Source organism: Amycolatopsis japonica (genome assembly GCF_000732925.1).
GTDB lineage: Bacteria > Actinomycetota > Actinomycetes > Mycobacteriales > Pseudonocardiaceae > Amycolatopsis > Amycolatopsis japonica.
This window is the reverse complement of sequence record NZ_CP008953.1, coordinates 2,915,330-2,937,927: the sequence shown is the minus strand read 5'-3', so window position 1 is coordinate 2,937,927 and position 22,598 is coordinate 2,915,330. Positions and strand designations below refer to the sequence as shown.

At 68.3% G+C, this 22,598-nt stretch carries 24 protein-coding genes; 13 read left to right on the top strand and 11 right to left on the bottom strand.

Annotated elements, in window-relative coordinates:
- Positions 1-124: 124 nt before the first annotated feature.
- From AJAP_RS13995 to infC, 4 genes are all read right to left on the bottom strand, one after another.
- Positions 125-958 (bottom strand): TrmH family RNA methyltransferase, encoded by an 834-nt coding sequence (locus AJAP_RS13995; protein WP_084098630.1) that lies wholly within the window; start codon positions 956-958, stop codon positions 125-127.
- On the bottom strand, positions 955-1,332 hold the full coding sequence (gene rplT, locus AJAP_RS13990) for a 50S ribosomal protein L20 (RefSeq protein ID WP_005163284.1): 378 nt from the start codon (positions 1,330-1,332) through the stop codon (positions 955-957). Before rplT ends, AJAP_RS13995 begins: the two co-directional genes overlap by 4 nt.
- A gap of 62 nt (positions 1,333-1,394) precedes the next feature.
- Entirely contained in the window at positions 1,395-1,589 is a 195-nt protein-coding gene (rpmI, locus tag AJAP_RS13985; protein WP_007028043.1) for a 50S ribosomal protein L35, read from the bottom strand.
- 70 nt (positions 1,590-1,659) lie between these two features.
- Complete coding sequence (gene infC / locus AJAP_RS13980; RefSeq protein ID WP_051071860.1) at positions 1,660-2,235, bottom strand: translation initiation factor IF-3; 576 nt, start codon at positions 2,233-2,235, stop codon at positions 1,660-1,662.
- 270 nt (positions 2,236-2,505) lie between these two features.
- Between infC and AJAP_RS13975 the strand changes: the two genes are divergently transcribed.
- From AJAP_RS13975 to AJAP_RS13965, 3 genes are all read left to right on the top strand, one after another.
- On the top strand, positions 2,506-2,865 hold the full coding sequence (locus AJAP_RS13975; protein ID WP_005163289.1) for a DUF1844 domain-containing protein: 360 nt from the start codon (positions 2,506-2,508) through the stop codon (positions 2,863-2,865).
- Between the two features lie 122 nt (positions 2,866-2,987).
- On the top strand, positions 2,988-3,635 hold the full coding sequence (locus AJAP_RS13970; protein ID WP_038511474.1) for a GntR family transcriptional regulator: 648 nt from the start codon (positions 2,988-2,990) through the stop codon (positions 3,633-3,635).
- Positions 3,632-4,627, top strand: coding sequence for a 1-aminocyclopropane-1-carboxylate deaminase (locus AJAP_RS13965; RefSeq protein ID WP_038511472.1), 996 nt, complete (start codon positions 3,632-3,634; stop codon positions 4,625-4,627). Before AJAP_RS13970 ends, AJAP_RS13965 begins: the two co-directional genes overlap by 4 nt.
- 69 nt (positions 4,628-4,696) lie before the next feature.
- Here the strand turns inward: AJAP_RS13965 and AJAP_RS13960 are convergent, their stop codons facing one another.
- Genes AJAP_RS13960 through AJAP_RS13950 form a run of 3 tightly spaced genes read right to left on the bottom strand, consistent with a single transcriptional unit; the run spans position 4,697 to position 6,779 of the window.
- Positions 4,697-5,080, bottom strand: coding sequence for a RidA family protein (locus AJAP_RS13960; RefSeq protein ID WP_007028047.1), 384 nt, complete (start codon positions 5,078-5,080; stop codon positions 4,697-4,699).
- Complete coding sequence (locus AJAP_RS13955) at positions 5,077-5,841, bottom strand: IclR family transcriptional regulator (RefSeq protein WP_037345627.1); 765 nt, start codon at positions 5,839-5,841, stop codon at positions 5,077-5,079. The genes AJAP_RS13960 and AJAP_RS13955 overlap by 4 nt, the downstream gene beginning before the upstream one ends.
- On the bottom strand, positions 5,838-6,779 hold the full coding sequence (locus AJAP_RS13950; RefSeq protein ID WP_378415062.1) for a sugar kinase: 942 nt from the start codon (positions 6,777-6,779) through the stop codon (positions 5,838-5,840). The genes AJAP_RS13955 and AJAP_RS13950 overlap by 4 nt, the downstream gene beginning before the upstream one ends.
- 150 nt (positions 6,780-6,929) lie before the next feature.
- On the opposite strand from AJAP_RS13950, the gene AJAP_RS13945 reads away from it, so the two are divergent.
- The 9 genes from AJAP_RS13945 (at position 6,930) to AJAP_RS13905 (ending at position 17,626) form a co-directional block, all read left to right on the top strand.
- A complete protein-coding gene (locus AJAP_RS13945) occupies positions 6,930-8,234 on the top strand; it encodes an amino acid deaminase (RefSeq protein ID WP_038511469.1) in 1,305 nt (434 codons plus the stop codon).
- Positions 8,235-8,361: 127 nt separating this feature from the next.
- Entirely contained in the window at positions 8,362-9,957 is a 1,596-nt protein-coding gene (locus AJAP_RS13940; RefSeq protein ID WP_038511467.1) for an N-acyl-D-amino-acid deacylase family protein, read from the top strand.
- Complete coding sequence (locus AJAP_RS13935) at positions 9,954-11,342, top strand: GntP family permease (RefSeq protein WP_038511464.1); 1,389 nt, start codon at positions 9,954-9,956, stop codon at positions 11,340-11,342. Before AJAP_RS13940 ends, AJAP_RS13935 begins: the two co-directional genes overlap by 4 nt.
- Positions 11,343-11,369: 27 nt before the next feature.
- Positions 11,370-12,500, top strand: coding sequence for a lactonase family protein (locus AJAP_RS13930; protein WP_038511461.1), 1,131 nt, complete (start codon positions 11,370-11,372; stop codon positions 12,498-12,500).
- An 11-nt stretch (positions 12,501-12,511) separates the two neighbouring features.
- Positions 12,512-13,795 carry an extracellular solute-binding protein gene (locus AJAP_RS13925; RefSeq protein ID WP_038511458.1) on the top strand — a complete coding sequence of 428 codons (1,284 nt, stop codon included), beginning with the start codon at positions 12,512-12,514 and terminating at the stop codon, positions 13,793-13,795.
- Entirely contained in the window at positions 13,796-14,755 is a 960-nt protein-coding gene (locus AJAP_RS13920; protein ID WP_037345611.1) for a carbohydrate ABC transporter permease, read from the top strand. It begins immediately after the preceding gene.
- On the top strand, positions 14,746-15,621 hold the full coding sequence (locus tag AJAP_RS13915; RefSeq protein WP_038511456.1) for a carbohydrate ABC transporter permease: 876 nt from the start codon (positions 14,746-14,748) through the stop codon (positions 15,619-15,621). Before AJAP_RS13920 ends, AJAP_RS13915 begins: the two co-directional genes overlap by 10 nt.
- 1 nt (position 15,622) lies before the next feature.
- Positions 15,623-17,029, top strand: a complete 1,407-nt coding sequence (locus AJAP_RS13910) for a beta-N-acetylhexosaminidase (protein WP_148311506.1) — start codon at positions 15,623-15,625, stop codon at positions 17,027-17,029.
- Between the two features lie 21 nt (positions 17,030-17,050).
- Positions 17,051-17,626 (top strand): hypothetical protein, encoded by a 576-nt coding sequence (locus tag AJAP_RS13905; protein ID WP_038511451.1) that lies wholly within the window; start codon positions 17,051-17,053, stop codon positions 17,624-17,626.
- 478 nt (positions 17,627-18,104) lie between these two features.
- Here AJAP_RS13905 and AJAP_RS13900 read toward each other — a convergent pair whose 3' ends face one another.
- Positions 18,105-19,181, bottom strand: coding sequence for a DUF5005 domain-containing protein (locus AJAP_RS13900; protein ID WP_038511449.1), 1,077 nt, complete (start codon positions 19,179-19,181; stop codon positions 18,105-18,107).
- Between the two features lie 67 nt (positions 19,182-19,248).
- On the opposite strand from AJAP_RS13900, the gene AJAP_RS13895 reads away from it, so the two are divergent.
- The gene (locus AJAP_RS13895; protein ID WP_038511446.1) at positions 19,249-20,499 is read left to right on the top strand and encodes a choice-of-anchor Q domain-containing protein; all 1,251 of its coding nucleotides are present in this window, start codon (positions 19,249-19,251) and stop codon (positions 20,497-20,499) included.
- A gap of 51 nt (positions 20,500-20,550) precedes the next feature.
- Here AJAP_RS13895 and AJAP_RS13890 read toward each other — a convergent pair whose 3' ends face one another.
- The 3 genes from AJAP_RS13890 to AJAP_RS13880 form a co-directional block, all read right to left on the bottom strand.
- The gene (locus AJAP_RS13890) at positions 20,551-21,099 is read right to left on the bottom strand and encodes a snapalysin family zinc-dependent metalloprotease (RefSeq protein ID WP_016335415.1); all 549 of its coding nucleotides are present in this window, start codon (positions 21,097-21,099) and stop codon (positions 20,551-20,553) included.
- A 153-nt stretch (positions 21,100-21,252) separates the two neighbouring features.
- Positions 21,253-22,203: an alcohol dehydrogenase catalytic domain-containing protein gene (locus AJAP_RS13885; protein WP_038511442.1), complete on the bottom strand. Its 951-nt coding sequence runs from the start codon at positions 22,201-22,203 to the stop codon at positions 21,253-21,255.
- Between the two features lie 18 nt (positions 22,204-22,221).
- On the bottom strand, positions 22,222-22,587 hold the full coding sequence (locus tag AJAP_RS13880; RefSeq protein ID WP_038511439.1) for a MerR family transcriptional regulator: 366 nt from the start codon (positions 22,585-22,587) through the stop codon (positions 22,222-22,224).
- Positions 22,588-22,598 lie beyond the last annotated feature (11 nt).

Genomic DNA, 22,598 nt, shown 5'->3' with positions numbered 1-22,598 from the left:
GGGCACACCGTCACTCGGGAGTGCGAAAAACGCGCTCTACGCCGTAAACAAGGTGCTGGAACGAACACTGCGTTCCATGAGAGCTCCCTTGGTGTCGTGGTGCGACGGCGTGATGCCCGCGACTCTACGTGGCATCGGCCCGGGAAGCCATCGCATTTGTGTACACGCAGATGGCGGCGGCCGTCGCGAGGTTCAGGCTCTCCGCCTTGCCGTACATCGGGATCTTGACCGCGAGGTCGACCGTTTCCAGGACCTCTCGCGGCAGGCCGTGTGCCTCGTTGCCGAACACCCACGCCGTGGGCTCGTCGAAGGCCACCTGATCGAGTTCGGTGTCGGCGTAACCGTGTGCGCCGAGGGTGCGGAGTCCGGCGGCGGAGCAGGCCTTCAAGGCCGCGTCGACGTCCCGGATCCGGGTGATGGCGGGGTGGAACAGGCTGCCGGCGGCCGCGCGCACGCATTTGCCGTTGTGCGGGTCGACGCTGTCCCCGGCGAGGACGACCGCGTCGGCGCCGGCGGCGTCCGCGACCCGGATCACGGTCCCCGCGTTGCCGGGGTCGGCGACGTCGACGAGGACGACCACGAGCTTCGCGCCCGGCTTCAGGACGGTCTCCTGTGGACGGTCGACGAGCGCGCAGACCGCGACGATGCCTTGCGGTGTCACGGTCTCGGACAACCCGTCGGCGGCGCGATCGGTGATGGGCGAGACGGGGACGCCGGCCTCGCGCGCGACGGTGAGCAGCCGCTCGTGCTGCGCGGCGGCGCGTTCGGTCACGAACAGTTCGTACACCTTGCCGCCGTTTTCGAGCGCGGCCTCGACGGCGTTCGCGCCCTCGGCGAGGAACCGGCCGGTCTTCTCACGCTCGGCCCGGCGGGTGAGCTTGCGCGCAGCAACAACCCGGGGCGTCCGTTCGGTGAACGGAGCCGCCCCGGGTTGCGGATGAGCGCTGTAGCCGGTCAGGCCGACTTCTTCTCTTCGGTGTTCACGTTCGCCTTGGCCAGCTCGGCCAGCGCGGTGAACGCGGCGGCGTCGTTGACGGCGAGATCCGCGAGGATCTTGCGGTCGACCTCGACACCCGCGGCCTTGAGGCCCTGGATGAACCGGTTGTAGGTCACGCCGTTGGCGCGGGCCGCGGCGTTGATACGGGTGATCCACAGCTGGCGGAAGTCACCCTTGCGGGCACGACGGTCCCGGTAGGCGTAGTTCAGCGAGTGAAGCGTCTGCTCCTTCGCCTTGCGGTACAGCCGCGAACGCTGGCCGCGGTAGCCGCTGGCGAGCTCGAGAGTCGCGCGACGCTTCTTCTGGGCGTTGACCGCCCTCTTGACGCGTGCCACTGGTCCATCCTGTCGATCTGGGGGCGCGGCGGGCGCGCCCGGGGTTTACAAGTGCGGGGGTGTCAGCGGCCGAGAAGGCGCTTGACGCGGCCGACGTCGTTCTTGGCGATCTCGGTCGTGCCTTCGAGGCGACGGGTGAGCCTGTTGGACTTCTTCTCCATCAGGTGGCGACGGCCGGCCTTCTGGCGGCGCAGCTTGCCCGAGCCCGTGACGCGGACACGCTTGGACGTCCCGCTGTGCGTCTTCATCTTCGGCATTACGTTGTCCTCTTTCGTGCGGCGGCACACCGGTTTTCCCCGGTGTGCCGCTGACATGTGCTGGTCGGCGCTACGCGTCGGCGGGCGGCTCGGACGACTCGTCCTTGGCTGCCTTCGCGGCCTTCTGCGGCTTCACGTTCTTGTGCGGAGCCAACACCATGATCATGTTGCGACCGTCCTGCTTCGGCGACGACTCGACGAACCCGAGCTCGGTCACCTCGTCGGCGAGCTTCTGCAGCAGCCGGAAACCGAGTTCCGGCCGGGACTGCTCGCGACCGCGGAACATGATCGTGACCTTGACCTTGTTGCCTGCCGCCAGGAAGCGCGACACGTGACCCTTCTTGGTCTCGTAGTCGTGCTGATCGATCTTCGGCCGCAGCTTCTGCTCTTTGATGACGGTGAGCTGCTGGTTGCGGCGGGACTCGCGGGCCTTCTGCGCGCTCTCGTACTTGAACTTGCCGAAGTCCATGAGCTTGCATACGGGCGGGCGTGCCTGCGGAGCGACCTCGACGAGATCGAGATCGTTCTCCTGTGCCAGCCGCAGCGCATCTTCGATCCGGACGATGCCGACCTGTTCACCGGCAGGTCCGACGAGGCGGACCTCCGGAACCCGGATTCGGTCGTTGATGCGTGTCTCGGAGCTGATGGGGCCTCCTTGGTCCGAGGTAAATTCTTCTACCGTTTCGACCTGGTGCCCACATGCCGAAGGCCCCGGTACCGTGAGGTACGCGAGGCCCACTCATTCCGATCGCGTTCAGTCTCCAGAACCGAACGCACCGCCTCCGACGCCCGAAATCGTCTTTGGCGAGACCGGACCCGGACACCTGATGTTGCGGCGGTGACACGGGTGGGAGCGGGGCTCCACTTGCCGCCCCCGATCGCTCGGAGGCTGGTCGCTCGTGGAAGGGTACCAGACGTGTCAGATGAACCCGTTCAGCAACCCCCGTATTCCCCGGACGTCCGCGACCTGGAGGACATCCCGAGCGTCGAGGTGATCAGCAGGGCGGCCGTCATGCTGCTCTCCGCCGGCGCCGAACGTCTCGGCCTCGCGGACGAGGACCCGGCCAGCTCACCGCACCGCGACCTCGACGAAGCCCGTCGCCTGATCACCGCCCTCGCCGGGCTGGTCACCGCTTCGGCAGAGTACCTCGGCCTGCACGCCGGCCCGTTGCGCGACGGCCTGCAGTCGCTGCAGAAGGCGTTCCGCGAGGCTTCGGCCGTGCCGGACGCGCCTGGGCAGGGCCCGGGCGAGAAGTACACGGGACCGGTCTACTAGCCCCTCCCGATCCCCTCCGGCGCGCCATGAACGGTCCTTTCCTTGCGAATTTCGCAAGGAAAGGACCGTTCCTTGCATCAGCCTCTTTCCCGGACACGCGCCGAGCGACTAACATTTCAGATGTGAGTGGGTTAGCGAAGGTACCGAGGTCCCTCCTCAGGGACGAGGCTTACGAGAGCATCCGGCGGGCGATCATCGACGGGACGCTGCCACCGGGCACGAACCTGCGCGACGCCGACCTCGCCGAGCAGCTGGGGCTTTCCCGGGCGCCGGTGCGCCAGGCCCTGCTGCGGCTGATCGAGGACGGTCTCGTCGAGTCGAAGCCCCAGAGCTACACACGGGTGGCGGGGTTCGTCCCCGACGACGTCCGTGACGCTCTGCAGCTCGTGCGCGCGCTGCACGAGTTCGCCGTCCGGGCGGGCGCGCCGCGGATGGGACCGGCGGAGGTCGCCGCGATGCGGGCGGCCAACGCCCGGTTCGCCGACGCGATCGCCTCCGGGGACATCGCGGCCGCGATCGCCGCCGACGACGAACTCCACGACGTCCCGGTGGCCGCCGCCCGCAACCGGGCGATCGCCGCGACGCTGGCCCGCTACACCCCGCTGTTGCGACGTCTCGAATACGCGCGCTTCGGCTCCCTGCCCGCCCACCGGTCGATCCAGCGCCACGCGGAGCTGGCCGACGCCATCGAAGCAGGCGACGTCGACGTGGCCTGCGCGATCACCGCCACCATCTGGACCGAGCTCGAAGACCTCCTGGAGACGCCATGACCCTCGCCGACTTCCCCCGCTATCCGCTGCTGCTCGGCCCCTCCCCCGTCCACCCGCTCGAACGGCTCACCGCTCATCTCGGCGGCGCGCAGGTCTGGGCGAAACGCGAGGACGTCAACTCAGGGATCGCTTTCGGCGGCAACAAGACACGGAAGCTCGAATACCTGGTCGCCGACGCGCTGGCCCAGGGCGCGGACACGCTGATCTCGATCGGCGGCGTGCAGTCGAACCACACCCGCCAGGTCGCCGCGGCCGCCGCGCGCGCCGGGCTCAAGGCCGTGCTGGTGCAGGAGAGCTGGGTCGATTGGACCGATCCGATGTACGACAAGGTCGGCAACATCCAGCTCTCGCGCATCCTCGGGGCGGACATCCGGATGGTCGAGGCCGGGTTCGGCGTCGGGTTCAAGGAGAGCTGGGAGAACGCGGTCAAGGAGATCGAGGCCGACGGCGGGAAGCCGTACGCGATCCCTGCGGGCGGTTCGGACCACCGGCTCGGCGGGCTCGGCTTCGCGAACTGGATCGTCGAGCTCGAAGCGCAGGAGGCCGAACTCGGCGTCTTCTTCGACACTGTGGTCGTCTGCTCGGTCACCGGCAGCACGCAGGCGGGGATGGTCGCCGGTGCCGCGCTTTCCGGGAAGCCGCGACGGATCCTCGGCATCGACGGCTCGGCGAAACCGGCGGAGACGCGCGACCAGATCACCCGTATCGCGCGGGCGACCGCGGAGCTCATCGGCGCGGGCGAGATCCGCGAAGTCGAACTGGACGAGCGCTATCACGCCGGGATCTACGGCATCCCGGACGAGTCCACTTTGGACGCGATCCGGACGCTGGCGCGGCTGGAGGGGGTGCTCACCGATCCGGTGTACGAGGGCAAGTCCATGGCGGGGCTGATCGACCTCGTTTCCCGCGGCGAGATCTCGCGGGATTCGAACGTGCTCTTCGCGCACCTTGGTGGGCAGCCGGCCCTCAACGGGTACACGAGCGTCCTCTGACCGATGCGAGGAAAGGTCCTTTCCTTGCGAATTTTGCAAGGAAAGGACCTTTCATGGCACGCGCGAGGGTCAGTCCGTCACGGCCAGGACGTCGATCTCCACCAGCAGGCCGGCGGGCAGGCCGACGTAAACGGTGGTGCGGGCCGGGTGCGGCGCCTCGCCGATCAGCTTGTTGTAGACCTCGTTGAACGCGCCGAAGTGGTCGACGTCGGTCAGGTAGACACGCACCATCAGCGCGTCGGCCAGGCTAGAACCGGCGGCCTCGAGCACCGCTTCGATGTTCTTGAAGGTCTGCTCGGTCTGCTCGCCGACGGTCTCGCCGACGATGGCGCCGGTGGCCGGGTCGAAGGCGACCTGGCCGGCCACCTGCAGGATGTTGCCCTTGCGGACCGCCTGCGAGAACGCGGCCACCGGCTTCGGCGCGTTCTCCGTGCTGATCGCGGTCTTGCTCATTCCAACTTCCCCTTTCGATTCCCCGTCCATCCACTGTGGACGGAAGCTTCTTCGGTGGCGGCGACCAGCTCGGGCACGAGTGCCATCAGGCCGTCGTAGTCGAGCAGCACCTTCGGCACCGACACCGACGCCGCCGCGAGCACCACGCCGCCCGGACCGCGGACAGGCGCGGCGACGCAGTGGATGAAGTCCTCGTGCTCGGCGTTGTCCACCGCGTAGCCACGGTCCGCGACGAGCGCGAGCTCCTTCTCGTAGGCCTCGGGCGTGGTGATCGTGTTCGGCGTGCGGACGAAGAAGTCGATCCTCGACACCACGTCCGCCTGCTTCTCCGGCGTCATCGCCGCGACCAGCACCTTGCCGACCGCGGTGCAGTGCAGCGGCGCGCGTTTCCCGATGCGGGAGTACATCCGCACCGAATGCCTGCCCTCGAACTTGTCGATGTAGACGACCTCTCCGTCCTCATAGGAGGCGAGGTGCACGGTGTGGCCGGTGCGCGCGTTGAGCCCGGCGAGCGCCGATTGCGCGGTGCGGCGGACGTCGCGATCCTCCAGCGCCTGCTGCGCGAGGTCGAAGAGCGCGCTGCCCAGCCGGTAGTACCGCTGGCCTTCGCGGCGCACGAAGTGATGTGCCTCCAGGGTGCGCAGCAGCCGCAGCACGGTCGACTTGTGCACGCCGATCTCCTCGGCGAGCTGGTCGAGTGTCTTCGGCTCGCGGGCGAGGCCGCCCAGCAGCGTGAGCGCCCTGTCCAGGCTCTGGCTCATCCGCCCACCACTCCCTTGTCCGTCAGCTTGGCCGCCGCCCATGCTGCCTCATCCGCGCCGAGGAGCGCTTCGACGACGGACCCGGGCAGCGGCGTGCCCACGTCGTCGTGGGTCAGCAGGGTGGCCGCGGCCTGCAGATGGCCACGTCGCAGCCGGGTCGCGGGGTCGTCGCCGCGCAGGGTGGCGGCGAGGAATCCGGCCGCGAAGGCGTCACCGGCGCCGACCGGTTCCACGACGTCGACCTGGAGCGCGGGTGAGAACAGCGGTGGCCCGTCGCCCTCGACCAACGTCACCCCGCGTGCCCCGTGCTTCACGACCAGCGTCTTCGGCCCCGGCACCGCGGCACGCAGCCGTGCCGGGTCACCGGTCCCCCACACCCGCTCGGCCTCGTCCTCGCCCGCCAGCACGATGTCGGCGCGGGCGGCCAGTCCGGCCAGCACCGACGGGTCGCGCTCGGTCCACAGCGCGGGCCGGAAGTTCACGTCGAACGACACCAGCGTGTCCCCACGCGGTCGTTCCATCAGCGCCCGCACCAGGTCGAGGCAGCCGTCCGACAGCGCGGGCGTGATCCCGGACAGGTGGATCACGCGGACACCGTCGAGATCGAGTTTCCCCAGGAGCCCGGCGTCCATTCCGGACGCGGCCGAGCCTTTCCGGTAGTAGCGAACGGGACTGCCGTCCGCACCGCTCTCCTTGACGTACAGCCCGGTCGGCCGCGTCGGGTCGACCACGACCGCGCTCACGTCCACCCCGGCCTCACCGATCTCGCGCACCAGCGCGCGGCCGAACGGATCGTCGCCGACGGCGCTCACCCACGCGCTGGTGAATCCCAGCGCCGGGAGATGACAGGCGACGTTCGATTCGGCGCCTCCGATGCTTCGCACCCACTTACGTACCTCGTCGGGCGGCCCGGGTTCGGCCGGCACGAACAAGGCCATCGACTCCCCGATGCACAACACGTCGGGCGCGCTTGTCACCTTCACGTCTCCTAGTCGTCATGCCGTTGACCTCCAGCGGACCGGATGCTACACCTATCCCACGCAATATGCGCAACGTCCGTTGCAACATACGCAACCGAGGTGAACCTCATGTTCCAAGCCGGCACCATCGATTCCGCCGCGGTCGCGGCCGTCCAGGAGGAGCGCGTCGACTGGCGCTTCCGCTCGGTCGCGCCCTCGCTGTCCGGTCTCACGATCGGCGAGGCCGCCGCCCGCGGCGCGAAGCTGTTCGAAGACGGCTTCCTCGGCCCGTTCGTCGTCCTCGACGAAGAAGCCGTCGAGCACAACCTCCGCACGATGGCGGCCTGGTGCGCCGAACGCGGGGTCGCGCTGGCCCCGCACGGCAAGACGACGATGGCGCCGCAGCTGTTCGAGCGGCAGCTGCAGCACGGCTCGTGGGGTATCACCTGCGCGAACGCCGGCCACCTGCGGATATACCGCGCGTTCGGCGTTTCCCGCATCCTGCTGGCGAACCAGCTGCTCGACCCCTCCGGCCTGAAGTGGCTGGCCGCCGAACTGGACGCCGACGACGACTTCGAGTTCGTCTGCTGGGTCGACTCGGTCCGCGGTGTCGAGCTCATGACCGAAGCCCTGCGCGGGGCCCGCCGCAAGGTCGACGTCCTCGTCGAACTCGGCGCGGAGGGCGGCCGTACCGGTGTCCGCGACACCGAGACCGCGCTCGCCGTCGCCGAGGCCGCGCACGCGAGCCCGGCTCTCCGCCTGCGCGGATCCGGCGGCTACGAAGGCGCGCTTTCCCACCACACGGACGAAAAGTCGCTCCAGCTGATCAGCTCCTATGTGGACGGTCTTCGCGAACTCGTCTTCGCCTTCCACGCCAAGGGCCTGCTCGACGACGCCGGCCAGATCATCGTCACCGGCGGCGGCAGCGCGTACTTCGACCGCGTCGCCGACGAGCTCACCAAGGACTGGGGCGGCCTGGACGTCCTGCCGATCCTGCGCAGCGGCGCCTACGTGACCCACGACGACGGCTTCTACCGGGTGATCTCGCCGCTGGGCGAACACCCGCGTATCGGCGGCGTCGCGTCGTTCCGTTCCGCGTTGCGCGCCTGGGCACAGGTGACGTCGAAGCCGACGGACGAACTCGCGCTGCTCACCATCGGCAAACGGGACGCCTCGTTCGACGAGGGCATGCCCGAACCGCGCCTCATCCGCAAGGGCGACGGGCCACCGTCCGCGCTCGAAGGTCACTCCATCCAGAAGATGAACGACCAGCACGCCTTTCTCACCCTGCCCGCGTCGTCACCGGTCGAGGTCGGGGACTGGGTCGCCCTCGGTCTGTCCCATCCCTGCACCGTCTTCGACAAGTGGCCCCTGATCCCGGTCGTCGGCCCCGACGGCGAGACCGTGCTCGATTTCGTCCGCACCCACTTCTGAGTTCACTGGTGAACCCGCGCGTGAAGCGACACAGCGGGTTCACACGTTCGGTCACCTGTACAGGTCGATCTTCAGCTCCGCCAACCAACCCTGATCCGTCCTCCACCGCCGCAGAGGAAGAATCACCATGGACATCGTCGTCCGCTCGGCACTGGTCGCCGACGGCACCGGAGATCCGCTCACCAGGCACGACGTGGGCATCACCGACGGCCGTATCGCCAGTGTCGCCGAACCCGGCTCGCTCGCGGGCCGCCGCACCATCGACGCCGAAGGACTCGTGCTCGCGCCCGGGTTCATCGACATGCATTCGCATTCCGACCTCCAGTTGCTCGCCAATCCGGATCACCTCGCGAAGCTCTCCCAGGGCGTCACGACCGAGGTCCTCGGACAGGACGGGCTCTCCTACGCGCCGGTGAACGACGACGTCCTCGCCGCGCTGCGCCAGCAGCTCGCCGGCTGGAACGACGATCCGGCCGGGTTCGACTGGAACTGGCGTTCCGTCGGCGAGTACCTCGACCGGCTCGACGCCGGGGTCGCGGTCAACGCGGCCTACCTGGTGCCGCAGGGCACCGTCCGCATGCTCACCGTCGGCTGGGAAGACCGGCCCGCCACCGAAGCCGAGATGAACGCGATGAAGGAACTCATCGCGACCGGGCTGGCCGAAGGCGCGATGGGCATGTCGTCCGGACTCACCTACACACCGGGCATGTACGCGACCACCGAAGAGCTGGTCGAGCTGTGCCGGGTCGTCGGGGAGAACGGCGGCTTCTACAGCCCGCACCACCGCAGCTACGGCAAGGGCGCGCTGGAGGCGTTCGGCGAGATGGTCGACGTCTCCCGCCGTTCGGGCTGCCCGCTTCACCTTGCGCACGCCACCATGAACTTCTCGGTGAACAAGGGCAAGGCGTCGAACCTGCTGGAGCTGCTCGACGAGGCACTCGATGACGGCTGCGACATCACGCTCGACACCTATCCCTACCTTCCCGGCGCCACCTACCTTTCGGCCCTGCTGCCGAGCTGGGCGACCGAAGGCGGGCTTGACGCCACGCTGGCGCGATTGTCCGATGTGGACACCCGCGAGCGCATCCGCGCCGAGATCGAGGAGACCGGCTCCGACGGCGCACACGGGGTCCCGATCGACTGGGAGGCCATCGAGATCAACGGTGTCCGCCGCGACGAGAACTCCCACCTCGTCGGGCATTCCGTCGCCGCCTCGGCGCAGCGAGCCGGGAAACCGGCCGCGGAGCTGTACTTCGACGTCCTGCTCTCGGAAAAGCTCGGGACGTCCTGCCTGATGCACGTCGGGCACGAGGAGAACGTCCAGGCGATCATGCGGCATCGCACGCACACCGGCGGCAGCGACGGGCTGCTCGTCGGCGCGCGGCCGCATCCCCGCGCCTGGGGCACGTTCCCGCGTTACCTCGCACGCTACGTCCGCGAACTCGGCGTCCTCGAACTCGCCGAATGCGTCGCCCACCTCACCGGCCGCGCGGCACAGCGCCTGCGCCTGACCGATCGGGGGCTCGTCCGCGCCGGATACGCGGCGGACCTCGTGCTGTTCGACCCGGAAACCGTCGCCGACACCGCCACGTTCGACGAGCCGCGGCAGCAAGCCGCCGGAATCCCCTATGTCTTCGTCAACGGTGTCGCCGCCATCGACGATGGTCAACCGACCGGCGCCCTCGCCGGCCATTCACTGCGGAACCCCGGGAGTGCCCGATGATCGACTGGCTCCAACATTCGACGGGAGGTCTCCTGACCCTCGCCGCCGTCTCGATCGCGGTGTTGTTGTTCCTCATCATCAAGGTCAAGCTCGAGCCCTTCATCGCGCTGATCGTGGTCGGCCTGCTGACCGCGCTGGCCGCGGGCCTGCCGGTCGTCCAGATCGTCGGCTCCGCGCAGAAGGCCTCGGATTCCCTGCTGGAGAAGGGTTTCGGCGGGATCCTCGGCCATATCGCCGCGATCATCGGGCTCGGCACGATCCTCGGGTCCATTTTGGAGCGTTCGGGCGGGGCGAAGGTGCTCACCAGTGCGCTGCTGCGTGCCATCGGTGAGAAGCGGGCGCCGTTGGCGATGGGTCTCGCGGGTTTCGTCTTCGGCATCCCGGTCTTCTTCGACATCGGCATCTTCGTGCTGGCGCCGCTGGTCTACGTCGCCGCCAAACAGGGCGGCCGTTCGCTCGTGCTGTACGCGTTGCCGTTGCTCGCCGGGCTTTCCATCACCCACGCGTTCCTCCCGCCGCACCCCGGTCCGGTGGCCGCTGCCGGTCTGCTGCACGTGGAACTCGGCTGGATCATCCTGATGGGCCTGGTCTGCGGTATCCCCGCGTTCCTCGTCGGCGGTGTGCTGTATTCGACCTGGATCGGCAAGCGGATCGACGTGCCCGTTCCCGCGGAATTCCTGGTCGCGGAGGAAGAAGGCGAAAAGGAGACGAACCCGCCGTCGCTCGGACTGGTGCTGGGGATCATCGCGGTCCCGCTGGTGCTGATCCTCGCCGGCACCTTCGGCAGCATCTGGCTTCCCAAGGCCTCCCCCGCCGCCGGAGTCGCCGCGTTCATCGGCACCCCTGCGGTCGCGCTGACGGTCTCGGTGCTGCTCGCGTCCTGGCTGCTGGGGCTGCGCCGCGGTTTGACGGGCAAGGATTTGAGCGAGCTTTCGGCGAAGTCGCTGCGCCCGGTCGCGATGATCCTGCTGGTGGTCGGCGCGGGCGCGTTCTTCGGCGCCGTGCTGTCCGCCACCGGGATCGGCAAGGCCGTCGCGGGTTCGCTGGACAACGCCGGTCTCCCGGTCATCCTGGCGGCGTACGTGATCAGTTGCGGAATGCGTATCGCACAGGGTTCGGCGACGGTCGCGATCGTGACCACGAGCGGTATCGTCGCGCCGACGGTGGCGACGCTGGGCTACTCGCAAATGCAGCTCGCGCTGCTGGTCGTCGCGATCTCGGCGGGTTCGATCATCGCCTCCCACGTGAACGACGGCGGTTTCTGGATCATCTCGCGGTACTTCAACATGACCGTGCCGCAGACCCTGAAAACCTGGACCGTATTGGAAACCGTCCTTTCCGTTTCCGGTTTCGGCGTGGCAGCATTGCTCATGGCAGTGGTTTAAACCACCCGACAGCTGGGAGAGATCACGATGACCGGACTCGATCGACGCACGTTCCTCGGCGCCGTCGGAGCGGCTGGACTCACCACCGTTCTCGGTTCCCACCTCGCGAACGCCTCCGAACAAACCTGCGGACCGAAGGGAACCGGGGCCATCTACGTCAGCAGCTACACCAGTTCCGGGCACGGGCTCGATGTCGCTCACCGGGACGCGGCCACGAACGCCGTGGTCGTCGACCGGACGATTCCGGGAGTCAGCAACGCTTCCTGGTTCGACATCAGCGCCGACCGCAAGACGCTCTACGTGACCAATGAGGACGAGAACGGCCAGATCTCCGCGTTCAGCCTGGCCGATCCGACCAAACCCAAGCTGCTCAACAAGAAATCGGCCAAGGGACAGCACCCGACCCATCTGTGCGTCCACTCGAGCCAGAAGTACGTGCTGGCCGCGAACTACAGCAGCGGCAGTGTCGTCGTCCTCCCGATCCTCGCGGGCGGAAAGCTCGGCGACGTCGTCGATCTGGCACAGCACAAGGGCGCCGAGCGGGACGCGCACGCGCATCAGGTGGTCAACGACCCCACCGGCAAGTGGGTGCTCGCGGTCGACCTCGGCGCGGATTCGGTCTACGTCTACAAACTCGACGTCTCCACCGGGAAACTGACGCTGAACCAGCAGCTGAAGCTCCCGTCCGGCGCCGGGCCCCGGCATCTGACGTTCCACCCAGGCGGCAAATACGCGTACATCCTCGGCGAGCTGCGAGCCCAGGTCACCGTCGCGGCGTGGGACCCGGCCACCGGGAAACTCACCGCCGGACAGGTCGTCCCGGCCGTTCCGCCGATCACGCCCGGCTCGCAGTATCCGGCCGAGATCACCACGTCCAAGGACGGCCGGTTCGTCTACGCGTCGGTGCGCGGCTCGGACACGATCGCGTCGTTCGGCGTCGGCGACGACGGGAAGTCCTTGAAACTGCTGCGCAACACGGCCGTCGGGGGCATCTACCCCCGCCACCTCACGCTCGACCCGACCGAGCGCTGGTTCTACGTCTCGTGCGACAAGTCCGGCACGCTCAGCTGGCTGCCGCGCGATCCCGACACCGGGCTTCCGGGGGCCGTGGCCGGGAAACTGGCGCTCCCCCAAGTCAATTCCGTCTTTTTCGCATAAGGAGAAAACCCATGAGAACTCGCGTCCTCATCGCGGGCCTCGCGGCGGTCGGCCTCGTCGCGGCCTGCGCGCCGGCCCAGAACACCCCGGCCGCGGGCGGCGGTGACGAGAAGACCGGCACCGTCCGGGTCTGGCTGTTCGACGAAGCCAACCGCGCGCCCAAGGAGGCCGCCGTCAAGGAGGCGATCGCCGAGTTCAAGGCGGCGCACTCGGGCGTCGAGGTCGACGTCCAGTGGATTCCGGTGGAAGGCCGTGCCGACAAGTTCTCCGGCGCCTTCAACGATCCGGCCAGCGCGCCGGACGTCGCCGAGTTCGGCAACACGGACGTCTCCAGCTACGCCGCCACGGGCGCGCTGGCCGACCTGACCGGCGATCTGTCGTCATGGAAGGAAGGCGCCGACATCCTGCCCGCGGTACTGGAGACCGCGAAGTCCGGCGGCAAGACCTACGGGCTCCCCTGGTTCACCGGCATCCGCGCGTTGTACTACCGGACGGACATCTTCGCCGAACTCGGTCTCAAGCCGCCGACCACGCTGGCGGAGCTGACCGAGACCGCGAAGACGATCCGCGCCAAGAAGCCGGAGCTGTACGGCATCTCCGTCGGCGGCAAGTACACCTACGCGATGCTGCCGTTCCTGTGGGCGCACGGCGGCGAGATCGCCGAGCAGGACGGCGGCAAGTGGAAGTCCACTGTGGACTCGGAGCAGGCCAAGGCCGGCGTGACCGCGTACGCGAACCTGCTCAAGGCGGACATCTGCCCGCCCGAACAGTGCGCCAACCTCACCGGCACGCAGAGCATCACGGCGTTCGCCGGTGGCAAGGCCGGGATGTCGATCGGCGGTGACTTCAACCGCAAGGCCGTCGAGGCCGGTCAGGTGAAGGGCAAGTACGCGATCATCCCGCTCCCGGGTACCGAGGCGGGCAAGATCGCCCCGGCGTTCGCGGGCGGCAACCTGCTCGGCGTGTTCAACGCGTCCAAGCGCAAGAGCCTCGCGGTCGAGTTCACCGAACTGCTCGGTGGCGCGAAGTACCAGGAGAAGATGTACGTCGCGATGGGCAACCTGCCCACGCTCGGCAGTGTCCAGCAGAAGCTCGCCGCGAGCGACCCGTCGGTCAAGCCGTTCGTCGACACGCTCACCGCGGGCACGAAGTTCGTCCCCGCCACCGCGGCGTGGTCGAAGATCGACGCGCAGAACGTGCTGCCCACCGCGATCCAGCAGATCGCGACCGGCGGCAAGGATCCCGCCACCGCGCTGACCGCCGCGGCCGCCGAGATGAACAAGGCGTTCGGCTAAGTGGTCACGAAGGAGATCCCCCGCACCACGGCTCCGGCCGTCCCGGCACGGCGGTCGCCCCGCCGTCGCCGGGACGGGCGGGCCGCCCTGCTCTACCTGGCGCCCGGTGGCATCCTGCTGCTCGCGATGCTGGTGTACCCGATCTACCAGCTCGTCCTGATCTCGTTCTACGACTACGGCCAGCCGCAGGCGGTCGGCAACGCGCCGCTGGTGTTCCTCGGTTTCGGCAACTACGTCGAACTGCTGGAGAACCTCCAGTTCTGGGAGGTGCTGGCCAAGACCCTCGGGTTCACCGCGGTCTGCGTCGTCGGCAGTCTCGCCCTCGGGACCGGGCTCGCCGTGCTGGCGACCCGGGTCCGCGCCTGGGCGCGTGTTCCGCTGTTCCTGGCGGCGCTGGCCGCGTGGGCGACGCCGGCCATGGCGGGCTCGTACGTCTGGCTGTTCCTGTTCGACGCGGACTTCGGCCTGGTGAACGAGGTGCTGTCGGGCCTCGGGTTCACCGGGATGGCGAACCACTCCTGGACCTTCGACACGTACAGCACGTTCGGGCTGGTGGCCGCCGAGGTCATCTGGTGCTCGTTCCCGTTCGTCATGGTGACGATGTACGCGGGGCTCAAGGGCGTGCCGGAAGAGGTCATCGAGGCCGCGTACCTCGACGGCGCGTCGACCTGGCGCACCACGTGGTCGATCACGCTGCCGATGGTGCGGCCGCTGCTGACCATCGCCACGATCCAGTCGATCATCTGGGACTTCAAGATCTTCACCCAGATCTACGTGATGACCAACGGCGGCGGCGTGGCCGGGCGCAACCTCGTGCTCAACGTCTTCGCCTATCAACAGGCCTTCGCCGGACAGGAATACGGTCTCGGCGCGGCGCTCGGAGTCGTGATGACCTTGCTGCTGCTGTCCATCACCGGGTTGTACGTCCGGTCGCAACGCCGGAGCGCCGGATGGGTGTGACGACGGCTCCGAAGACCCGCCGGGTCAAACGCCCTGGCAGGCTGATCGCGGAGATCATCTGCGTGGTGATCGCCGGGATGGTCGCGTTCCCCGTGTACTGGATGGTGCTCTCGGCGTTCAAGCCCACCGGGCAGATCCAGGCGGAGAACCCCCGGCCCTGGACGCTCACGCCGACCCTGGAGCATTTCGAACGGGTGCTCAGCGGTGAGGGTTTCGCGCTGTTCTTCCTGAACAGCGTGATCGTGGCCGTCGTGGTGGTGGCGTTGTCGCTGCTGCTCTCGTTCCTCTCGGCGGTCGCGCTGACGCGGTTCAACTTCAAGGGCCGGACCGTGCTGCTGGTGATGGTGCTGGTGGCGCAGATGGTGCCGGTCGAGGCGCTGACCATTCCGCTGTTCTTCCTGATGCGGTCGGTCGGCGACGTCGCGCCGGCGTTCGGCACCAACCATCTCGGCTCGCTGATCCTGGTGCACCTGGCGTTCAGCCTGCCGTTCGCGATCTGGATGCTGCGCGGTTTCGTCGCCGCGGTGCCGCAGGAGCTGGAAGAGGCTTCGAAGATCGACGGGGCGAGCCGTATGCGGTTCACCTGGCAGATCCTCTTCCCGCTGGTGGCGCCCGGGCTGGTGGCGATCAGCGTGCTGGCGTTCATCCACGCGTGGAACGACTTCCTGTTCGCGAAGACGTTCATCATCTCCAATACCGAGAACCAGACGCTCCCGCTGGCGATCCTGGTGTTCTTCAAACCGGAGGACACCGACTGGGGCGCGGTGATGGCGGGCTCGACCCTGATGACCATCCCGGTGCTGGTGTTCTTCATCCTCGTGCAACGACGACTCGTGTCCGTCATGGGCGGCGCGGTGAAGGGTTGACATGCCTGGCTTCGAAACTCTGCTCCCCCGTCCCGTCTCGGTGGAACCCCTGCCGGGAAACTGCTCCGTACCATCCGAAGTGGACGTTCGTCGCGATGTCACGCTGCCTGCCGAGGGTTACCGGCTGGAGATCGACCCGTCCGGAGTGACCCTGCACGCGGCCGACGCGGCGGGCGAGTTCTACGGCCGCCAGACCCTGCGGCAGCTCATCGGGCCGGACGCGTTCCGGGCCGCCTCCATCCACAATGGACAAGCGACGATCCCGTGCGGCGTGGTGACCGACCATCCACGATTCGGCTGGCGCGGCTGTTTACTCGACGTGGCAAGGCACTTCCGCACCAAAGCCGAAGTGCTGCGGTTCATCGACCTGATCGCCGCGCACAAGCTCAACGTGCTCAACCTGCACCTGACCGACGACCAGGGCTGGCGGATCGAGATCCCCGAATTCCCCAGGCTGACCGAGGTCGGCGGCTGGCGGAAGTCGTCGATGGTCGGACGGCACGACGGTCCGGAGCGCGACGGACGGCCGCACGGCGGGTTCTACTCGGCCGACGATCTCCGCGAGATCGTCGCGTACGCCGCCGCGCGTTCGGTGACGGTCGTCCCGGAGGTCGACATCCCCGGCCACGCCAGGGCCGCGATCGCCGCCTATCCCGAACTCGGGCCGGAGACCGACGAACCGTGGGAGGTCTGGACGAGCTGGGGTATCAGCACGTCCTTGCTGAACACCGATAAGTCCACAGTGGACTTCTTCAAACGCGTCTTCGACCACGTGCTGGACATCTTCCCGTCCGAGGTCATCGCGCTCGGCGGCGACGAGGTGCCCGGTGCGACCGAGGAGCACGGCCGATTCGTCCGGGAGATCGCGCGGCACCTCGTCGAACGAGGACGTCGTCCGCTCGGCTGGGACGAGGTGCTCGAAGCGGGCGATCTGCCGCCGATGGTCATCGGCTCGTGGCAGAGCGAGGCGGCCGGTGCCCGTGCGGCGGCCGCCGGGCACGACGTCGTCATGTGCCCGGAGGACCACGTGTACCTGGACCACCGGCAGTCCGACCACCCCGACGAACCGATCCCCGTCGGCTACCTGAGCACGCTGGAGAGTTTCTACGGTTACGAGCCGGTGCCCGCCGATTACCCCGAGGGGAAGGCGATTCTCGGCGCGCAGGCGCAGGTGTGGTCCGAGCACCTCGACACCGTGCGGCGCGTGGACTACGTCGCCTTCCCGCGCCTGTGCGCTTTCGCCGAGGTGGCGTGGAGCGACCCGGACGGACGGGATTACGCGGAGTTCCTGCCGCGGCTGCGGGACCACCACCTGCCGCGGCTGGACGCATTGGGTGTCGAATACCGGCCGCTCGACGGACCGCACCCGTGGCAGACCCGGCCCGGAGTCCCCGGGCGGCCTCGCTAGAAGTCGGGCCATGATGGGGTGATGAGTGATCAGTGGGTCGAGGCCTCCCAGCTTCCTGAAGAACTCGTCGCCCTCATCGACACCCTCCGCCCCGGCGAGGAGGTGACCATCACCAGGAACGGCGAGACGATCGGGACGATTTCCGGCGTTTCCCGTCAGGAATCCTTCTCGTCCGCGGAGTCCGAGGACATCACGGTCGTGGCCACCGCCATGAAGCTGTCGGCGTCGGCGCGCGACGCGTTGTCCGAGCGGCTCGGCCCCGGGTACCTCGTCCTGGACCTGCACTCGGCGCCCCCGACCGTCGATGTCCTGCTGGTACCTCCCGGCAGCCCGCAACTGATCGGCAACTTCCGCGCGCTGTACCCGAAGGCGCGGATCGTGATCACGGAGATCGAAGACGCCGAACTCGGCGTCAAGTACGAAGGCCCGGTCCGGCGTCTTCTCGACGCCGGTGCCGAGGCCTATCTCCCGTCGAGCACCATCCCGCGGCTGGCGGAGCAGCTGGACCGGACCATGACGCGGCTGAACCAGCTCACTGACGGCACATCGGCTTCCCTGGCCATCGAAGCGCCGCGGGACGACCGCGTCCTGGAATGACGCCGCGAGTGTCATTCGAGTCGTGAGGGGCGATCAGTTCCGTGAAGGCCTCCTTGGTAAACCCGTATTCGCTGACCCACTGGCGTGGCCGGGACCGAGTGTGGAGGATTCGGGACGTTGTGCGTCCTGAATCCTCCACACTCGGCCCCGTCGGTGAGGGAGACGGGGCAGTAAAGCTGATGCCGGCTGTCGTCTTGGGCGAGTGGGGAAGATTCCGGCCGTCCAACGTCCAGGATCTTCCCCACTCGCTCGTCCACCCCCGGGGCGCGACCGGCACGATCAAGGTTCAAGACCAGGACGGCCACCACGACGACAACCAGACTCTCGCTCCCACGCCGGTCACACGGGCTGCGCGTGAAGGATCCCTTCCCTCGGCTCAGCCGAGGAAACTCGACCTTCACACCATGCCCAGTACATGAAGGCCCCCATCCTTGCGCCTAAGTACAGGAAGGGGGCCTTCATGTACCTCGGCTGCCACTCACGACCACGGCGGGGACGGTGGCCAATCGACCTCCACGAACCGCGGCCGGTAGATCCGCACGTCCGCGATGTTGTCCCCGTGGTCGAGCGAGTTCACGTTGTACGACACCGTGAGCTTCCCGGGACGGCTCAGCTGCGGATGCGCCGTCGCGTCGTAGACGATCCGCCGGTCGCTCGCTTCGGGTGCCCGATACAGAACCACCGGAGCGCTGAACGGGCCTGTCGGCGAACCAGCGGTGTAGGCGAGCATCACCGGGCTGAACCCGGGGCTGGTGTCCATGGTGATCAGCACGTATTCGCCGCCGACGCGGGTCACCGAGAACGCCGTCCCGACGCCGGGCAGCATCCTGGCGGAGTGCTCCTCGTGGGGCGACCAGCCGACGCCGGTCCAGAACTGCCAAGGGCCGCGAAGGCCACCGACAGGCACCCTGGCGAGCCGGAGGTGGCCTTGTTCGGCGCCGTAGACATAGGTGTATCCGCCGTCTTCGAGCAGCTCCGAACCCCACGCGACCTTGTCGCTCACCGGGATCACCAGCAGCTCGGACGGCGTCAGCGCGGGCAGCCGGAAGGTGGCCAGCGAAGTCCCGGTGTTCCGGAAGTCGAGGCCACCGGACCCCGTCGTCTTGTACCGGTTGTAAAGCACCTGCAGGACGTCGCCCTGCACCACACCGTCGCCGACCCAGTAGTGCTCGTCCGAACCCGCGAGACCGATCAGCGCCTCCGGATCGTCGGCGGTGCCGCCGTGCAGCGTCTCCCCCAGTGAGCCGTCGGGCCGCTGGACGACCAGGGTGTTGCGCGCGATCGGGCTGTCCCGCGGGCGGCTGTGGTCGGGGTTCACCGTGCCGAGGAAGGTATCCGAGAACAGCCACGCCGTGCGTCCGTCCGGCAGTGGGACCGACACCGTGCGATCCCCGCCGGTCCAGTGCCCGCCTTGATCGCCGTACGCGTTCCAGAGCTCGTTCAGCCCGGCGACGGGAACCACCGGCGGTGGCGGCGCGGACGCGATCCCGCTGCTCGCCACCATGGCGCTGAACAGCAGCGCGGCCGGTACGAGAATCCGCGACGCCCGACGCATCCGATCATGTTAAAGCCGCCGAGGTCTTTGTACGACCCTTGTGCGGCAGGTGGTTACGGTCCGCCGCATGTCCTGGAAACTGCTTTCCGTGGCCGTGCTCGCCGCCGTCGCGTGCACCGGGTTCAAGACGGCCGAAGCCGCTTCGAAGACTTACTACGTCGACCAGGTCTCCGGCAGTGACACCGCGAGCGGCACTTCTCAGCAGACCCCGTGGAAATCCCTGGCCAAGGTTTCGGCGACCACGTTCGCGGCGGGCGACATCGTCCTGCTGCGTCGCGGCGGGAACTGGTCCGGCGGTCTCACGGTCAAGGGATCGGGCGTCACGGTCGGCGCGTACGGCACCGGCGCGCGGCCGATCGTCAAAGGCAACGCGGAAGCGTGCGTCGACCTTCCGGGCAACGACAACGTGGTGAAGGACCTGCAGATCGGCGTCGCGGCCGACGCGGGGCGCTGTTCGTGGGCCGGGGTGAAGGTGTCCGGCGATCGCAACAAGGTGTTGTCGAACCTGATCACCGGTGCCGGCGCGGGCGTGTACATCGCACCTTCGGCCGACGGCACCGAAGTCACGCAGAACGACCTCGTCGACAACAACCACATGACCGTGGTGACGCCGGGCGGCAACGACGACTCCGGCGCGTTCGCCGTGCTGGTCCAGGGCAACGACTCCGACATCGGCTGGAACCGGATCAGCGGGTCGATCGCGAAGGCCGACGACTTCGGCGGCCTCGACGGCGCCGCGGTCGAGATCTTCTACGGCTCCCGGAACATCATCCACCACAACATCTCCGAGGACAACGAGACCTTCACCGAGCTCGGAACGGACGGGCAGGACCCGGACGGCGTCTCGACCGGCAACGTCTTCGAGTACAACGCGATCTTCGGCGCCAAGACACGCGGCGGGATCATCACGCGCGGCGCGGAGGACGGCAACGGGCCGGTGCTCGGCACGGTGTTCCGCAACAACTCGCTCCGGCTCCCGAACGCCGAGGCGGAGGGTTTCGTCTGCTACGGCGGCTGCACGAACCAGATGCTGACGATGACGCAGAACGTCGTCCAGGCGGCGTACAAGGTCGGCTACGCGGACGCGACCTTCACGGCGACCGACCACAATGTGTACTTCGGCGGGCTCCGGCAGTTCACGCCGGGCACGACGGACAAGGTCGCGGATCCGAGGTTCACCTCTGCCACGAACCTGATCCTGCGGGCGGGCAGCCCGGCGATCGACCTCGGCACCACGAAGTACGACGACCGCGACGTCGACGGGAACACCGTGTACTCCGGCGCGGCGGTGGACGCGGGCGCCTACGAGTTCTCGTGAGTGGTAAGGACGGTTAGAACCGTCCTTACCACTCACGAGGGACCAGAAGCGTCAGTTGTAGATCCGCTGGATGGCGCCCGCCGCGACGAGGCCGTTGGCCCACAGCGAGTTCACCCGCGAGATCTCCTGGGCGTTCGGCGTCGCGTTGGTGCAGGACGGGCCGGGGCCGCCGCCGGACATCAGTTCGGAGCACGGGCCCTGGTAGTTGTCCGGCAGGCCGAGCGCGTGGCCGGTCTCGTGCGCGGCGATCCGCGTCTGGTTGTACTGCTGCGCCTGCGTGTAGTCGATGAAGATGGTGCCGCGGCCGTGGCCGTCGGTCTCGGCGTACGAACCCGAGGGGTCGTTGCCCTCGGTGTAGCGCAGGGTGGCGCCCGAGGAGCTCTCCTGCAGCTTCACGTTCGACACCGAGTTGTTCCAGTTCGCCACGCCGGCCTGGATGGCGGCCCGGAAGCTGGGCGCCCCCGAGGCGTCGTAGTAGACCGTGGTCGCCGCCGCGGCCTTCTGAGCAGGCTGGACCGCCGCCGTGGCCTGGCCCGCGGTGACCGGGACGGCCAGCAGCGCCAAGCTCACGGACGCCGAGACGAAGAACTTCCTTGCCATGGACCCACTCCTTGTGAGGACAACGGAATGGTTCGTGAATTTAGGAGCCCCGGCCACGACTCGGCACCGACTTTCGTCGCGTCAGCCAGCTGGTGATTTACCAACACTTTCGACCTATTGACATGCGCATGTCCGCATACGACCATGCCGTGCTCAAGGCCGTAGCACCAGCTTTCCCGAGGTCGCCCGCGCCTCCAGTTCCGCGAGCGCCTTCGGCCCGTCCGCGAGGTCGTACGCCGTCGGCGTCCCCGGCACGCAGACGCCGGCCGCGATCAGGGCGCGCAGTTCGGCCATCAGCTCCGCGAAGATCGCGGGCGCGTGCTCGATCAGGACGCCGAGATGCAGTCCGATCACGTGGATCTGCCGCCGGAAGTTCAAGTCCCGGTTGGTGATCGCGACCTCGCCCCCGGCGACGCCGTAGACCACGACCCGCCCGGTGACCCGCTTGGCCGCGGCGAGACTGACGGCGAAGGCCGCTCCACCGACCGATTCGAGCACCAGGTCGGCCGTCCCCGGATCAGCCCCGTAGTCGAGGACACGATCGGCGCCAAGGCTCCGCACCACGTCGTGTTTGCCCGGCGACGCGGTGCCGATGACGGTCGCCCCGTAGTGCTTGGCCAGCCGGACCGCGGCCTGGCCGACCCCGCCCGCCGCCGCCTGCACCAGCACGGTCTCGCCGGGGGCCAGCCGCCCCAGCGGCTTGAGCGCGGCGAGAGCCGTGACCCAGTTCAGGATCAGCCCGATCGCCTGCTCGTCCGACCAGCCCGACGGCACCGGGACCGCGCCGGCCGCGCGCATGACCATGTACTCGGCGAACGCCCCTCCGCCGGTCCCGACGACGTGGTCGCCGACCGCGGGCGCGGTCACCCCGTCGCCGACAGCCACGACCTCGCCTGCCGCCTCGAACCCGGCGATGTACGGGGCTTCCGGACCGTCCTCGTACGTCCCCCGCGTCTGCATGACGTCGGCGAAATTGACGCCCGCCGCAGTGACCTTCAGAAGGATTTCGCCTGGTCTCGGCGCCGGAACGGGGGCATCGGCGACGAGGTGGAGATCTTCAGGACCGTTCGCGGAGTCCTGTCGCAGCGCGCGCATCGAAGTCATGCCCGCACGCTAAAACCCTCACGTTTGTGTCAGGGTCAAGTCGCGCAGGTACGCGTCGAGGGCGTCGCGATTGCGCGTCATGAGCGCGATCCGGCGATCGAGCACTTCCCGCTGCCGCGCGACCTCGCCGATCATGTACTCGCACGGTTCCTTCGGCCGGACCTCCTCCGGTCCGTCGAGATACGGCAGGACCTCACGGATCAGCCGCACCGGCAGTCCGGCGTCGAGCATCCCGCGGATCTGCAGGACCGCCTCGACCGAGCCTTCGCAGAAGTCGCGATAGCCGTTGCCTTCGCGGCCCGGGCTGATCAAGCCCTCTTCCTCGTAATAGCGCAGCGCGCGGACGCTGACCCCGGCCTTCCGCGCGAGTTCGCCGATCTTCACGATCCCAAGGT

Coding starts and splice junctions, on each gene's coding strand:
- AJAP_RS13960 (WP_007028047.1), bottom strand. CDS start 5,080: ATGAGCAAGACCGCGATCAGCACGGAGAACGCGCCGAAGCCGGTGGCC.
- AJAP_RS13950 (WP_378415062.1), bottom strand. CDS start 6,779: ATGGCCTTGTTCGTGCCGGCCGAACCCGGGCCGCCCGACGAGGTACGT.
- AJAP_RS13915 (WP_038511456.1), top strand. CDS start 14,746: ATGGGTGTGACGACGGCTCCGAAGACCCGCCGGGTCAAACGCCCTGGC.
- AJAP_RS13900 (WP_038511449.1), bottom strand. CDS start 19,181: ATGCGTCGGGCGTCGCGGATTCTCGTACCGGCCGCGCTGCTGTTCAGC.
- AJAP_RS13910 (WP_148311506.1), top strand. CDS start 15,623: ATGCCTGGCTTCGAAACTCTGCTCCCCCGTCCCGTCTCGGTGGAACCC.
- AJAP_RS13925 (WP_038511458.1), top strand. CDS start 12,512: ATGAGAACTCGCGTCCTCATCGCGGGCCTCGCGGCGGTCGGCCTCGTC.
- AJAP_RS13905 (WP_038511451.1), top strand. CDS start 17,051: ATGAGTGATCAGTGGGTCGAGGCCTCCCAGCTTCCTGAAGAACTCGTC.
- AJAP_RS13895 (WP_038511446.1), top strand. CDS start 19,249: ATGTCCTGGAAACTGCTTTCCGTGGCCGTGCTCGCCGCCGTCGCGTGC.
- AJAP_RS13930 (WP_038511461.1), top strand. CDS start 11,370: ATGACCGGACTCGATCGACGCACGTTCCTCGGCGCCGTCGGAGCGGCT.
- AJAP_RS13955 (WP_037345627.1), bottom strand. CDS start 5,841: ATGAGCCAGAGCCTGGACAGGGCGCTCACGCTGCTGGGCGGCCTCGCC.
- AJAP_RS13945 (WP_038511469.1), top strand. CDS start 6,930: ATGTTCCAAGCCGGCACCATCGATTCCGCCGCGGTCGCGGCCGTCCAG.
- rpmI (WP_007028043.1), bottom strand. CDS start 1,589: ATGCCGAAGATGAAGACGCACAGCGGGACGTCCAAGCGTGTCCGCGTC.
- AJAP_RS13935 (WP_038511464.1), top strand. CDS start 9,954: ATGATCGACTGGCTCCAACATTCGACGGGAGGTCTCCTGACCCTCGCC.
- AJAP_RS13965 (WP_038511472.1), top strand. CDS start 3,632: ATGACCCTCGCCGACTTCCCCCGCTATCCGCTGCTGCTCGGCCCCTCC.
- AJAP_RS13890 (WP_016335415.1), bottom strand. CDS start 21,099: ATGGCAAGGAAGTTCTTCGTCTCGGCGTCCGTGAGCTTGGCGCTGCTG.
- AJAP_RS13940 (WP_038511467.1), top strand. CDS start 8,362: ATGGACATCGTCGTCCGCTCGGCACTGGTCGCCGACGGCACCGGAGAT.
- AJAP_RS13885 (WP_038511442.1), bottom strand. CDS start 22,203: ATGACTTCGATGCGCGCGCTGCGACAGGACTCCGCGAACGGTCCTGAA.